Annotated in this window: 13 protein-coding genes and 1 tRNA gene; 5 read left to right on the plus strand and 9 right to left on the minus strand. The window is 54.0% G+C overall.

Translation table 11 applies throughout. The features are described 5' to 3' along the window. Positions 1 to 11 precede the first annotated feature (11 nt). From hscB to iscR, 5 genes are all read right to left on the minus strand, one after another. Positions 12 to 527, minus strand: coding sequence for a Fe-S protein assembly co-chaperone HscB (gene hscB / locus VNZ60_RS24870; protein WP_325664035.1), 516 nt, complete (start codon positions 525 to 527; stop codon positions 12 to 14). Between the two features lie 96 nt (positions 528 to 623). Next, a complete protein-coding gene (gene iscA, locus VNZ60_RS24875) occupies positions 624 to 947 on the minus strand; it encodes an iron-sulfur cluster assembly protein IscA (protein WP_014007106.1) in 324 nt (107 codons plus the stop codon). A 32-nt stretch (positions 948 to 979) separates the two neighbouring features. Then, positions 980 to 1,378, minus strand: coding sequence for a Fe-S cluster assembly scaffold IscU (iscU, locus tag VNZ60_RS24880; protein ID WP_038486996.1), 399 nt, complete (start codon positions 1,376 to 1,378; stop codon positions 980 to 982). 43 nt (positions 1,379 to 1,421) lie between these two features. Then, positions 1,422 to 2,675, minus strand: a complete 1,254-nt coding sequence (locus VNZ60_RS24885) for an IscS subfamily cysteine desulfurase (protein WP_325664039.1) — start codon at positions 2,673 to 2,675, stop codon at positions 1,422 to 1,424. A 17-nt stretch (positions 2,676 to 2,692) separates the two neighbouring features. Beyond that, a complete protein-coding gene (iscR, locus tag VNZ60_RS24890) occupies positions 2,693 to 3,187 on the minus strand; it encodes a Fe-S cluster assembly transcriptional regulator IscR (protein WP_325664041.1) in 495 nt (164 codons plus the stop codon). Positions 3,188 to 3,517: 330 nt separating this feature from the next. On the opposite strand from iscR, the gene VNZ60_RS24895 reads away from it, so the two are divergent. Then, positions 3,518 to 4,291 carry a TetR/AcrR family transcriptional regulator gene (locus VNZ60_RS24895; protein ID WP_325664042.1) on the plus strand — a complete coding sequence of 258 codons (774 nt, stop codon included), beginning with the start codon at positions 3,518 to 3,520 and terminating at the stop codon, positions 4,289 to 4,291. An 11-nt stretch (positions 4,292 to 4,302) separates the two neighbouring features. Here VNZ60_RS24895 and VNZ60_RS24900 read toward each other — a convergent pair whose 3' ends face one another. Both VNZ60_RS24900 and uvrB read right to left on the minus strand, forming a co-directional pair. Beyond that, a complete protein-coding gene (locus VNZ60_RS24900) occupies positions 4,303 to 5,094 on the minus strand; it encodes a uracil-DNA glycosylase family protein (RefSeq protein ID WP_325664044.1) in 792 nt (263 codons plus the stop codon). A 60-nt stretch (positions 5,095 to 5,154) separates the two neighbouring features. Continuing rightward, entirely contained in the window at positions 5,155 to 7,236 is a 2,082-nt protein-coding gene (gene uvrB / locus VNZ60_RS24905; RefSeq protein ID WP_325664046.1) for an excinuclease ABC subunit UvrB, read from the minus strand. A gap of 127 nt (positions 7,237 to 7,363) precedes the next feature. Here uvrB and VNZ60_RS24910 point away from each other — a divergent pair, with 127 nt between their 5' ends. After that, positions 7,364 to 8,581 (plus strand): amino acid aminotransferase, encoded by a 1,218-nt coding sequence (locus VNZ60_RS24910; protein WP_325664048.1) that lies wholly within the window; start codon positions 7,364 to 7,366, stop codon positions 8,579 to 8,581. 109 nt (positions 8,582 to 8,690) lie between these two features. Beyond that, positions 8,691 to 8,766, plus strand: a tRNA-Asn gene (locus tag VNZ60_RS24915). A 216-nt stretch (positions 8,767 to 8,982) separates the two neighbouring features. On the opposite strand, the gene VNZ60_RS24920 is transcribed toward VNZ60_RS24915, so the two are convergent. Both VNZ60_RS24920 and VNZ60_RS24925 read right to left on the minus strand, forming a co-directional pair. Continuing rightward, positions 8,983 to 10,146: a DUF2971 domain-containing protein gene (locus VNZ60_RS24920; protein WP_325664049.1), complete on the minus strand. Its 1,164-nt coding sequence runs from the start codon at positions 10,144 to 10,146 to the stop codon at positions 8,983 to 8,985. A 172-nt stretch (positions 10,147 to 10,318) separates the two neighbouring features. Then, a complete protein-coding gene (locus tag VNZ60_RS24925; RefSeq protein WP_325664051.1) occupies positions 10,319 to 11,125 on the minus strand; it encodes a S1 family peptidase in 807 nt (268 codons plus the stop codon). Between the two features lie 121 nt (positions 11,126 to 11,246). Between VNZ60_RS24925 and VNZ60_RS24930 the strand changes: the two genes are divergently transcribed. Both VNZ60_RS24930 and VNZ60_RS24935 read left to right on the plus strand, forming a co-directional pair. Then, positions 11,247 to 12,251, plus strand: coding sequence for an acyltransferase (locus VNZ60_RS24930; protein WP_325664053.1), 1,005 nt, complete (start codon positions 11,247 to 11,249; stop codon positions 12,249 to 12,251). A gap of 194 nt (positions 12,252 to 12,445) precedes the next feature. Beyond that, positions 12,446 to 12,754, plus strand: coding sequence for a hypothetical protein (locus VNZ60_RS24935; RefSeq protein WP_325664055.1), 309 nt, complete (start codon positions 12,446 to 12,448; stop codon positions 12,752 to 12,754). The last annotated feature ends 28 nt before the right edge of the window (positions 12,755 to 12,782 follow it).

A 12,782-nucleotide genomic window follows, 5' to 3' on the forward strand; every position in this document is an offset into this window, starting at 1 on the left:
GTGTTTTAATCTTACGACTCAAGAACGGCGAACGCATTGCCGATCTCTTCCCCAAATTTGTCCAGGAACATCAGCTGCCGCACGTATTGCGCTGCCTGCTGGAAATCCTGCGCATCCAGCAAGATGCCGATGCGTTGCAGATCGGCCTTGCGCGCTGCGCGCAATTCACCGTCCAGCTGCTCCAGCGCCGGCAGGCTCTTCGCCGCGCGCGCGTCGTCCAGGGTTTCGCGCCATTCCATCTGCTGCATCAGGAACGCCGCCGGCATCGCCGTATTCGACTCGGCCTGCAGCTCGACGCCATTCAGCTCGCACAGATAGGCGGCGCGCTTGAACGGGCTCTTGAGCGTCTGGTAGGCTTCATTGGCGCGCGTGGTCCATTGCATTGCGACGCGCTTTTCAGCGCTGCTGGCATTGGCGAAACGGTCCGGGTGCGTCTGGTTCTGCACCTCGTGATAGGCACGTTCGAGCGCCGCAGTATCCAGCGTGAAGTGTTGCGGCAGGTGGAATAGTTCGAAATGATTTTGCATAGTTCTTAAAACAAAAGCCTGTTGGAGTGCAACAGGCTTGGTCATCCATCTAGTCCAACGTGATGCAAGGTCAATCGGAGAGTCTCAAATCCAGCGTCAGATCCGGAAACTCTCGCCGCAGCCGCACTCATCCTTGACGTTCGGGTTGTAAAATTTAAAACCTTCGTTCAAGCCTTCACGCGCGAAATCAAGTTCGGTGCCATCGATATACGGCAGGCTCTTGGGATCGACAAATACCTGGATCCCGTGCGACTCGAACACTGCATCTTCGTCAGTCTTCTCGTCCACATATTCCAGCTTGTAGGCCAGCCCCGAGCAACCGGTGGTGCGCACGCCGAAGCGCAGGCCGATGCCCTTGCCGCGCCGCTCGATATAGCGGTTGATATGCTTAGCCGCTTTTTCTGTAAGTGTGATTGCCATATGCCGTCGATCTCTTTTCGCTAGATAAGCTTTTAAGCCGCCTGCTTTTGCTCGCCGTGCTTGGCTTTGTAATCCTCAACCGCAGCCTTGATCGCATCTTCCGCCAGGATCGAGCAATGGATCTTGACCGGCGGCAGCGCCAGTTCTTCGGCGATCTGGGTGTTCTTGATCGACATCGCTTGATCCAGCGTCTTGCCCTTGACCCATTCGGTCACCAGCGACGACGAAGCAATCGCCGAACCGCAGCCGTAGGTCTTGAACTTGGCGTCCTGAATCACGCCGTCAGCGCCGACCTTGATCTGCAATTTCATCACGTCGCCGCATGCAGGCGCTCCAACCATGCCGGTACCCACGGTTTCGTCGCCCTTTTCAAAGGCGCCGACGTTACGTGGATTTTCGTAGTGGTCCAAAACTTTTGCTGAATAAGACATTTTGCTACTCCTTGATTTTGATCCTGCTATTGCAGAAGAATTCTTAGTGTGCCGCCCACTGGATCGTGCTGATGTCGATCCCGTCCTTGTACATATCCCACAGCGGCGACAGCTCACGCAACTTGGCCACTTTGGTCTTGATCAGGCTGATCGTGAAATCGATGTCTTCTTCGGTGGTGAAACGGCCGATGGTGAAGCGGATCGAGCTATGCGCCAGCTCATCGTTGCGGCCCAGCGCACGCAACACATAAGAAGGCTCCAGGCTGGCCGAAGTACAGGCAGAACCGGACGATACCGCGATATCCTTGATCGCCATGATCAGCGATTCGCCTTCAACGTAATTGAAGCTGACGTTGAGGTTATGCGGCACGCGGTGCGCCATGTCGCCGTTGATATACACCTCTTCCATGCTTTGCAGGCCGGCTGCCAGACGATCGCGCAACGCCTTGATGCGGATGTTTTCAGCTTCCATTTCTTCGCGTGCGATTTCGAAAGCTGCACCCATGCCGACGATCTGGTGGGTCGGTAAAGTACCCGAACGCAGGCCGCGCTCATGACCGCCGCCATGCATCTGGGCTTCCAGACGGACCCGCGGTTTGCGCCGCACGTACAAAGCGCCGACGCCTTTCGGACCATAAGTCTTGTGGGCAGTGAAAGTCATCAGGTCGACCTTCCATTTTTCCAGGTCGATCTCGACCTTGCCGGTGGCTTGCGCCGCGTCGCAATGGAAAATGATGCCCTTTTGACGGCACAGCTCGCCGATTTCCGGGATCGGCTGGATCACGCCGATTTCATTGTTGACCAGCATCACCGAGATCAGGATGGTGTCGGGACGGATCGCAGCTTCCAGTTGCTCCAGCGTGATCAGGCCATTGTCTTGCGGTTGCAGATAAGTCGCTTCGAAGCCCTGCCGCTCCAGTTCGCGCACCACGTCCAGCACCGCTTTGTGCTCGGTCTTGACGGTGATGATGTGCTTGCCCTTGGTCTTGTAGAAATTGGCTGCGCCCTTGATCGCCAGGTTGTTGCCTTCGGTGGCGCCGGAAGTCCAGATGATCTCGCGCGAATCGGCGTTGACCAGCTTGGCGACCTGCTCGCGCGCATCTTCCACCGCTTTTTCAGCGGACCAGCCATACATGTGGCTACGCGAAGCCGGATTGCCGAACTGCTCGCGCAAATAGGGAATCATCTTGTCGGCAACACGCGGATCGATAGGCGTGGTGGCCGAATAGTCCATGTAAATCGGGAAGTGAGGCGCCTTCAATGTGTCTATCAGGCTTTTTTCCAAGGGTGCGTTCATACTTTTTCGAGCTCCAATCAAGCAACCAGGTGGGATCTATGCATCACCACCACATTTTGTTCCAGGGTCTTCTTCTGCTGCGCTTGCTGCTGCGCATGTTGTTGGTCTACCAAATCCTTCAGCGACACAGAATCCAGGTATTCGACCATCTTGGCGTTCAAGGTCGACCACAGATCATGTGTCATGCAACGGCTGCCGCCCGCGTGATCCGGGCTATGGCAGTTTTCCTTGCCGCCGCATTGGGTCGCATCCAGCGGTTCGTCGACCGCGATGATGATGTCCGCCACCGTGACGTCTTCAGCCTTGCGCGCCAGGTTGTAACCGCCGCCCGGCCCGCGTACGGATTCAACGATCTGGTGACGACGCAATTTACCGAACAATTGTTCCAGATATGATAAGGAAATCTCTTGCCGCTCGCTGATGGCGGACAAGGTTACCGGACCATTGCCCTGGCGTAACGCCAGATCAATCATCGCAGTTACCGCAAACCGGCCTTTAGTCGTCAGACGCATGTAATCTCCGCTCTCAAACCTATCATCCGTGTATCCCTTTATGCTGGATTACGAAGTGTGACGCCAGTATACCAAACTTGAGTGATTCCGTCAGGTATTGCCAGATTCCCGGAATCCCGCGCCCGGCGTGGCTTTCAGGCAGATTGCCATTTAAACAATTACAACAAATAAGGGTATGGCCGGGGACTGGATTCGTCACAGAAAATTGCCCCTAGCCCACGAGCTGTAGCAACAGGAATAGTGGCAAATGTAAAAATATATTCAAGGAAGCGGCGCTTAAACCTATAATACCGACCCTCCCGCACAGTCCTCTTTTGAGCAGCACTCAGTATGGCCATTCGCAAATCCAAGACACCGCAATCACCGACGCAGAGAGCTGACCAGAAGCGCGTCGACATCCTGAAATCCGCAGGAAAGTGTTTCCGCAAGACCGGTTTTCACCAGACCTCGATGCAAGAAATCTGCACCGAAGTGGGCTTGGGACCAGGCGCGGTGTACCGCTATTTCACCAGCAAGGATGCGATTATTGCGGCCATGGCGGAGGACGAGCGACGCCAGGCACGCACACTATTGTCAGAATTTCACGATACCGACGACCTGCCGCAAGCCTTGTCGGCCATCACCCGCGCCTTCGCCCGCCGCTACGCCGCCATCAGCGACGCCGGCTTGATGACCGAAATCTACGCCGAGGGCCTGCGCAACAAGCGGGTCGGCGCAGTAATCAAGACGGCTGAGACTGAATGGGTAGACGGTTTGGCAGACATGTTGCGCACCGCCCAGGAACGCGGCCAGATCGACCCTGCGCTGGATGCACAGGCGGCGGCGCTGCTGCTGACCGCCATGTGGGATGGCATCGTGATCCGGCAAGCCTACACGCCGGAATTGCCGGAGGCGATGCTAACGCTGTTTGACGATATGCTGAAACGCTGGCTGGCAAGCAGCAGCGCGAGCCCGGGCGGCAGCAAACGTGCCAAGCCTACGCCAACCCCAAAAGCCGTAGCGCCTGCCGCTGAGCCGGAACTGGATCTCAGTCCGGCCGCGCCTGCAGTCGAAAAACCGCTGACTCAAGCGGAAATCGATTTACGGCAAATGAGCTTGATCTAAACTCCTCGCGATTAATTTACGCGCCGCAACAATTGCATCGGCCCGAACAAGGCTTGCATGCCGGCGTTGCCGATAAAACTCAGATTGTAGGGATGCTCGGCGACCGCTTTCGGGAAGCGCGCTGTCACCGGATAGGCGTTCAACTGCTCGGCGATTTTCCCCCACAACACCAGCGTCGGCAAACTCGCGTCGCGCTTGTCTGCAGCATCGGCCAGACCTTGCAACACAGCTTGCATGAAGGGCTGCCAGGCTTTGGCATCCTTGACCGGCGGCACATCCGCACGAAACACCAGCGAAGCGTTTAACAACAAGAAACCCTGCCCCACCATATTGGCCTGCAAATCGGCCAGCAGCTGGATCGCCGGCGAGCTCTCCAGTTGCGCCCGCTGCGCCACTTCCGACATCGCATCGCCGGTGGTGTTCTCCAGCGCCAGCTGGCCATCCGCCACCAGCAGCATCTTCATGAAATTACGCAGGGAGGTGGCGCGATTGACTTGTTTGGACAAGCCCTTCTCCGACCACAGCGAACCGACTGCACCATCCATGAAGCAGACCCCAGTGGCGCTCGCCGCACGCGGATAAGGCCCCTCGCCCACCAGCACATAACGCACCGCATCCAACGGCTGGGTGAAGGCGGCAAACATACGGCCGTCGGTAGGCAGGTAATCGGCCGCGGCCAGATCCCGCAAATAGGCCGGATTAGCCTGCGCTACGGCGCGCAAGCCATCCTCCACAATAGTCAGCCAGGAAGCATGCACACCATCTAAAGCAGCACGGATTGAAGCAGGAAGAAAATCAGTCATAAGCCATTAAAAAACACAAACCAGATTGATAAAACACGCAGGCAGTTAATCGGCCTGCAACTACAAAACAATATTGTCCGCTCCCGGCGCACCGAACAACTGCGTCTTCAACACATGCAGCTGGTCGCGCACTTGCGCAGCTTTTTCGAACTCCAGGTTCTTGGCGTGATCGATCATCAGTTTTTCCAGGCGCTTGATTTCCTTGCTTACCTGCTTCTCGCTCATCGCCTCGTACTTGGCCTGGTCCTGCGCCGCATGCAACTCTTCGCGCGCTTCTTGCGGACTGTAGACGCCGTCGATCAATTCCTTGATCTGCTTGCTGATGCCGACCGGCGTGATGCCATTGGCGGTATTGAAGGTAATCTGCTTGTTGCGGCGGCGCTCGGTTTCGTCAATTGCGCGGCGCATGGAATCGGTCATCCGGTCCGCATACAGGATCGCGGTACCGTTCAGGTTACGCGCGGCGCGGCCTATGGTCTGGATCAGGCTGCGCTCGGAACGCAGGAAACCTTCTTTGTCGGCGTCCAGGATCGCCACCAGCGACACTTCGGGGATATCCAGGCCTTCGCGCAACAGATTAATCCCGACCAGCACGTCAAAGGTACCCAGGCGCAGATCGCGGATGATCTCGACCCGCTCGACGGTTTCGATATCGCTGTGCAGATAGCGCACCTTGATGCCGTTATCGCTGAGAAATTCGGTGAGCTGCTCCGCCATCCGTTTGGTCAATGTAGTGACCAGCACCCTTTCATTTTTCTTGATGCGGGCGTTAGCTTCGGTCATCAGGTCATCGACCTGGCTCAAGGCCGGACGCACTTCGATCGCAGGATCGATCAGCCCGGTCGGCCGCACCACCTGCTCCACCACCTGGCCGGCATGCTGGTTTTCGTAGTCAGCCGGCGTCGCCGAGACGAAAATCGTCTGCCGCATCTTGCCTTCGAATTCATCGAAACGCAGCGGCCGGTTATCCAGCGCCGACGGTAACCGGAAACCGTAATCCACCAGATTGGTCTTGCGCGAGCGGTCGCCGTTGTACATGGCGTTCAACTGCCCGATCAGCACATGTGATTCGTCCAGGAACATCAGCGCATCCTGTGGCAAATAATCGACCAGCGTCGGCGGTGGCTCACCCGGCAAGGCGCCGCTCAAATGGCGTGAATAGTTTTCGATGCCCTTGGTGAAACCGATTTCCTGCATCATTTCCAAGTCGAAACGAGTGCGCTGCTCTATGCGTTGCTCCTCGATTAATTTATTTTCCTTGCGGAAAAATTCTAGCCGGTCGCGCAGCTCTTCCTTGATGGTATCGATGGCGCGCAGCACGGTAGCGCGTGGCGTCACATAGTGCGAACCGGGATAGACGGTGAAGCGCGGAATCTTTTGCCGCACGCGGCCGGTCAGCGGATCGAACAATTGCAGGCTGTCGATTTCATCGTCGAAAGTTTCGATGCGCAAGGCCAGCTCGGCGTGCTCGGCCGGAAACACATCGACCGTATCGCCGCGCACGCGGAAAGTGCCGCGCCCGAAATCGATTTCATTGCGGGTGTATTGCATCTGGATCAGGCGCGCGATCAGGTCGCGCTGGCTGACCTTGTCCTTGGCGCGCAAGGTCAGGATCATCTGGTGGTATTCGTTGGGATTACCGATACCGTAAATCGCCGACACCGTTGCCACAATCACCACATCGCGCCGTTCCATCAGGGATTTGGTGCAAGACAGCCGCATCTGTTCTATATGCTCATTGATCGACGAATCTTTCTCAATGAACAAGTCACGCTGCGGCACATAGGCTTCCGGCTGGTAATAATCGTAGTAACTAACGAAATATTCCACCGCGTTCTGCGGGAAAAACTCGCGAAACTCACTGTACAGCTGGGCCGCCAGCGTTTTATTGGGGGCAAAGACGATCGCCGGCCGGCCCATGCGAGCGATCACATTGGCCATCGTATAGGTCTTGCCAGAGCCGGTAACTCCCAGCAAAGTCTGGTAAAACAGACCGTCTTCCACCCCTTCCACCAGTTTGGCGATGGCGCTCGGCTGATCGCCGGCCGGCAGAAACGGCTGGAATAATTTGTATGGCGAATTAGGAAAAGTGACGATTTTAGACTCGTCAACACTACTGGAAACCTGTGATATGTCAGCCATGGGCCTCGACCTTTGGTAGAATAAGCGGTAGTAAATCCGCGCCGATTAGCGATTTATCTCGTGACCCGGCACAGCATTCAACCCGACTGCAAAATCCGCTTTGCAGCCAACTTTTTATGTTATCACGATGAACGCACCTCTTTCAGCCTCCCTCTTCACCGCCATCGAAATGGCGCCACGCGATCCCATCCTCGGCATTACCGAAGGCTTCAACGCAGATCAGAATCCAGGCAAGACCAACCTCGGCGTCGGCGTCTATTACGACGACAACGGCAAGGTGCCGCTGCTGGAATGCGTGCAAAAGGCTGAAGCGCTGCTGATTGAAAAACTGGCGCCGCGCACCTACCTGCCGATCGAAGGCCTGGCCGCTTACGACAAGGCTGTGCAAGAGCTGGTATTTGGGGCCGACAGCGCCGTAGTTCAAGAGAAACGTGCGATCACCGTGCAAGCCATCGGCGGCACCGGCGCATTGAAACTGGGCGCAGATTTCCTCAAGCGCTTCGCCGCCAGCGATGCGCAAGTCTGGATCAGCGATCCAAGCTGGGAAAACCACCGCGCACTGTTTGAATCGGCCGGCTTCACCGTCAACAACTATCCTTACTACGACCCGGCGACACGCGGCGTCAATTTCAGCGGCATGCTGAATGCATTGAAGACCATGGCCAGCGGCTCGGTAGTAGTGCTGCACGCCTGCTGCCACAACCCGACCGGCGCCGACCTGAGCGATGCCGAATGGACCCAGGTCATCGAAGTCGTGACCCAGCGCGGCCTGATTCCCTTCCTCGACATGGCCTACCAAGGTTTTGGCGACGGCATCGAAGCCGACGGCCAGGTAGTACGCCGCTTCACCGAAGCCGGCGGCCCGCTGTTCGTATCGAACTCCTTCTCGAAATCGTTCTCGCTGTACGGCGAACGGGTTGGCGCGTTGAGCATCGTCGCTGCCAGCAAAGAAGAAGCCGGCCGCGTGCTGTCGCAATTGAAGCGCGTGGTGCGCACCAACTACTCCAACCCGCCGATCCACGGCGGCCAGGTAGTCGCCACCGCCCTGTCCTCGCCAGAGCTGCGCAAACTGTGGGAAGAAGAACTGGCCGGCATGCGCGTACGGATCCGCGAAATGCGCCATCTGCTGGTCAAGAAACTGAAAGAACAAGCCCCAGGCCACGATTTCGATTTCGTCACCAAGCAACGTGGCATGTTCTCCTACTCCGGCCTGACCAAAGCCCAGGTCGACCGCCTGCGCGATGAGTTCTCGATCTACGCCGTCGACACCGGCCGCATCTGCGTCGCCGCACTCAATACAAAAAATATTGATAATGTTGTCGCCGCAATCGCAAAAGTCCTGTAATATTCGGCTCCCGGAGAAGTTGTAACGACTGCTCCGGGAGATGCAGAAAAGTTTAGAAAAAGCTTTGACAACTCAGCCGACTCAAGACTATAATTCTGCTTCTTTCAATTCCCTGATAGCTCAGTTGGTAGAGCGACGGACTGTTAATCCGCAGGTCCCTGGTTCGAGTCCAGGTCGGGGAGCCAAGATATATAAGGGGTTGCATGCAAATGCAGCCCCTTTTCTTTTGTTCTTTTAGACGTTTTGTTAGACACTGTCTAACAAACCTGAAATTTGCCGCTCGATACACCATCTAAAAAATCACAAAATCCGGATTTACGTCTCGGCCGAATTCCGCATACACGATCGCCAAATCGCAATCAAAATAATTTGCGAACGAATAACCAAAAATTACTCAAACTCTAGTCGACTTTAATTTCCGGTCTGCCATGCAATGGCATCTCCTCGTCATCGCGAAATTTTGGATGCCCATCCACCATCGTTATTTTGAAAGGTATTTGTTGCGACAATCTCGCCGCTGAAAACTTTGCACACTTAGTCGGTGCAACTTCTTCATCCACTTCACCAAATACTTCAGTGACCCAAGACAATCGATTTTTCCGGGAGTCCACATCTTCCTGAGCACCGTCCGGACAAATCCTTCCCCCACCTTTTGCGTCTATACATACGACAAGTGGTCCATTGACACCTCCGGCCCCTCTGGCAATCACCGCAAGACAAGGTACATTAGTAGAAAAAGAAATCCCATCCAGATTGAACTGTGATGGATCTTTTGAATCAGCGACGAGCGTACCGTGGTCAGGCAACCAATTAACGAAATCCAGCGGTATTTTATGCATCTCGCATATAGATCGAGTGGCTGCTGTCGTTTCTGGAGTGACACGGCTGCCAAGTACGATTGTGACAATGCAATCGGAAATATCAACATAAAATGGTCCTCGCTTACGCGACCGGATTATCCATCTATATTCGGACTCCTGACACCAATCTTTACTTTTTGAAAAAAATAAGCCGCGATTGAAATTTTCAATATGCCAATCCACATACGCATGTGGATCGCTTTTCCAGTCATCAAGATACACATGTGCTGCCGCCGCAATCGAAGGTGGAAGTTCGCCTGGACCAAAATATGCCACGTCCCCGTAGTAAAAATTATCGTCACCAGCGCATTCAATAATGCGCGCATGCAATAGCTCTTTATTCAAGACTAAGCAAATGCCACCATGATTTCCGCCATAGTGGGCCCACATCCGCGGCTTCAACGCTCCAGACATGCCACTTTGGCCATGCAATGGTTCATAGCCAACTTGATTGATCGATGAGCAAAGCACATAGCTGTGCGCCGCCACATCTTTGCTAATCTCGTTAAAGGAGTCACTTGAGAAATTCAATACAGAAGCAGGATGCCTCGCATAAAAAGTGAAGTTGCGACGCAATTCCTCTTTCGGATCATTTACCCCTAAAAGCGATGAAAGCCTTAGCGTCCGATAAGGAAGTATGAAATCTAGCGCCGTACTAGCCGTCGTGTAATGGAATACATACGCCTGATGGTTATTGCCATTCATTTGAGGCTCCCGACAATAAAATTCTTATGCTACTTGAATCAAATTATTGGCGCGCAAGATTTCATGACGAGTTATTGAAGGTAAAAAATATCCAAATGTGCGGACAAATAACCCAACCCTGAGCATCCATAGCTTATGCAAAAAGTGATGGGTTGGGTTGATGTTCATTGTATTATTCAGCGCCCGGCAAATCCCGCAAGAGATGTTGGATAGAAAAGGCGTACCCAATACCGACGTTGGCGGAACGCCGAATTTCTTGCACTAGGTGGAAAATTTGTTTTTGACTGGCTAGAGCGGGGGCGACGGGATGCATGTTCCAAACCATGGCCCCTTCAGTGCGGGCACGTGTTGCTTCAAGATATTGAATGTTTTGTCGCAATGCAGCTTCCAGTTCGTCGAACACACAAGTCAGCCCAGTTCCCTTGCGCGTGACGATTCCAACCACCGCGCCAGTCTCAGGGTCTACCAACGGACCACCGGAATTGCTAGGATTGACACTGGCGTCAAGTTGGATGATGTCGACGCCGTTGTTCCTATAAAACGACGAAATCGTGCCGGAGTGGCACACCAAGTTTTGGTGATCAAACGGGAAACCCAGAATAACGATCGGATCACTGATGCGTTTCGCCATGTGGTCAGCCGGTTCGAACTGGTAAAGGCCGCGAGCCACCAATTGTGGGACATTGAGAATGGCGTAATCATAATTATTGACGTCAGACCCACCTATGAACTGGCGTTTGAATTCGACGATCCTCATCTGAACTTCCTGGCGACTCGCGACGTCGGCATCAGGTTGCCAAGCTAATTTAACCAAGGTCACGATTGATTGGAGGGCAATCTGGTACACATGATTGTTTGTAATCAAATGATCTCGGCACATGAAACCTGTCCCAGACCCGACTAGCTTACCGTGACTTGAATATTCAATGTGGATCACTCCACTCCTGATTTTTTCCACCAGATCAGCGACAGTCGTCATTACGTCTCTTTCAGTCGGTCAATAAGCCCCCACGCTACGATGGTAATTACAGCATAATTCCCCCCGTTGATGCTGCATGTCATGGTTTATACTTACTGCCAAATAATTAACGAAGGCACGAATGGATCGACGAATCAGTTTGCTACGGGTCGTTGCATGCTTCATGGTGATACTACTGCACGTTTCCGCAGAAAATTTCCACACATTCGGTAACAAATGGTGGGCCGCAAATTTTTTTGACTCGCTGGCGCGTGCTTGCGTCCCGATTTTCTTCATGATCTCGGGCGCGACCCTTCTTTCAAAAAGTGAATCTCTTGGCGATTTCTTTAGGAAGAGATTCGTCAAGACCCTTCCGCCTTTAATCTTTTGGTCGGTCTTTTATCTTTGGTGGCTTGAACACAATGGGGTCCAAACAGGCAACTGGATCGTGGCGATTCTATCTGGCCCGACCATGTTCCATCTCTGGTACTTCTACGCAATCATCGGACTGTATGCAATTACGCCAATCCTGAGAAAGTTCTATCAAAACAGTACCAGGGCAGAACAGGCATCGTTTATTGGACTTTGGCTGTTGGTCGCTTCCGTCTATCCTCTAGGACAATCGTTGTACCAAAATATGCAATGCGTCGACATGTGGCTAAGTACCCTGCCACAAACATATCATCTTTTCTATCTCAGCGGCTATGCCGGATATCTATTGTTAGGCGCATTCATCGTCGAAGGACGCTCGAGCGTCAAGGTTGGTCTGGCCCTGTTTTCTGCTGGGACGGCCGGAACAATAGCCGGGACTTATTTTCTTTCGACACACTTAGGGGCGCCGTGCGAATACCTTTACACCTATTTGTCGCCGTTCGTCGTCCTCGCTGCATGCGGACTCTTTATGGCAATCATGGCGCTTCCGAATGCTGTCCCGTCGAAACCCCTGGCAGCACTTGCCGACTGCTCGCTCGGCATCTATTGTGTTCACGTGATCGTTATCGACCCTATCTTTAAGAGCCACGGCATTTCCGCAACGGTGGGCAATCCTTGGATAACTTCAATGACGACCACCGTAGGAGTATTTCTGGTTTCGTTTGTCGTAATTTTTATCGCAAGAAAGATTAAACCGTTTCGATACGTTACTTAGTCACAGGTGAAACCAAAGCAGTTGCGCCAATAGTACCGCTTGCCTTTTTTTTCCCTTCGACCCAATCCTGTAGGCTACTCAATTGGACTTCGAGGCCTCGAATGTAGGCGGACTCGGTACTGTGCTGGCTCACAACGTCTGAAAGGACAACCCTGCTGGGCGCACCATCAGTTCCGCCGGCAGCCGGGGGGAAGTTGCACACCAGTGTTTGCGGCGTTCCACAGGCGCACAAACCCGTTATTGATAGTGCAGACAGCATTATTTTGAGCGGTGACATAGATGGGTACCTGCTTGGTTATGGTTGCGCCCTGGACGTGGACGATGCGGTCACGGTTGACGTATTGGATGATGGTTTGGGTGGTGACGGCGCCCTGCTGCTCGGCGACGGTCGTGCTGTACTTTGTGAGATCAAATCATCGTGGCGCAGCCTTCGCCTCATCCACATCGAGGAATTCGTCGCTTTGCTATTCGACTTCGCCCTGATATTGCGCTACTTGCAGTGATGGGGGTGGGAGCCGGACCAGCAATTAA

Origin of the sequence: Collimonas sp. (assembly GCF_035566375.1) — a bacterium.
Lineage (GTDB): Bacteria > Pseudomonadota > Gammaproteobacteria > Burkholderiales > Burkholderiaceae_D > Collimonas.

Coding starts and splice junctions, on each gene's coding strand:
- hscB (WP_325664035.1), bottom strand. CDS start 527: ATGCAAAATCATTTCGAACTATTCCACCTGCCGCAACACTTCACGCTG.
- iscA (WP_014007106.1), bottom strand. CDS start 947: ATGGCAATCACACTTACAGAAAAAGCGGCTAAGCATATCAACCGCTAT.
- iscU (WP_038486996.1), bottom strand. CDS start 1,378: ATGTCTTATTCAGCAAAAGTTTTGGACCACTACGAAAATCCACGTAAC.
- VNZ60_RS24885 (WP_325664039.1), bottom strand. CDS start 2,675: ATGAACGCACCCTTGGAAAAAAGCCTGATAGACACATTGAAGGCGCCT.
- iscR (WP_325664041.1), bottom strand. CDS start 3,187: ATGCGTCTGACGACTAAAGGCCGGTTTGCGGTAACTGCGATGATTGAT.
- VNZ60_RS24895 (WP_325664042.1), top strand. CDS start 3,518: ATGGCCATTCGCAAATCCAAGACACCGCAATCACCGACGCAGAGAGCT.
- VNZ60_RS24900 (WP_325664044.1), bottom strand. CDS start 5,094: ATGACTGATTTTCTTCCTGCTTCAATCCGTGCTGCTTTAGATGGTGTG.
- uvrB (WP_325664046.1), bottom strand. CDS start 7,236: ATGGCTGACATATCACAGGTTTCCAGTAGTGTTGACGAGTCTAAAATC.
- VNZ60_RS24910 (WP_325664048.1), top strand. CDS start 7,364: ATGAACGCACCTCTTTCAGCCTCCCTCTTCACCGCCATCGAAATGGCG.
- VNZ60_RS24920 (WP_325664049.1), bottom strand. CDS start 10,146: ATGAATGGCAATAACCATCAGGCGTATGTATTCCATTACACGACGGCT.
- VNZ60_RS24925 (WP_325664051.1), bottom strand. CDS start 11,125: ATGACGACTGTCGCTGATCTGGTGGAAAAAATCAGGAGTGGAGTGATC.
- VNZ60_RS24930 (WP_325664053.1), top strand. CDS start 11,247: ATGGATCGACGAATCAGTTTGCTACGGGTCGTTGCATGCTTCATGGTG.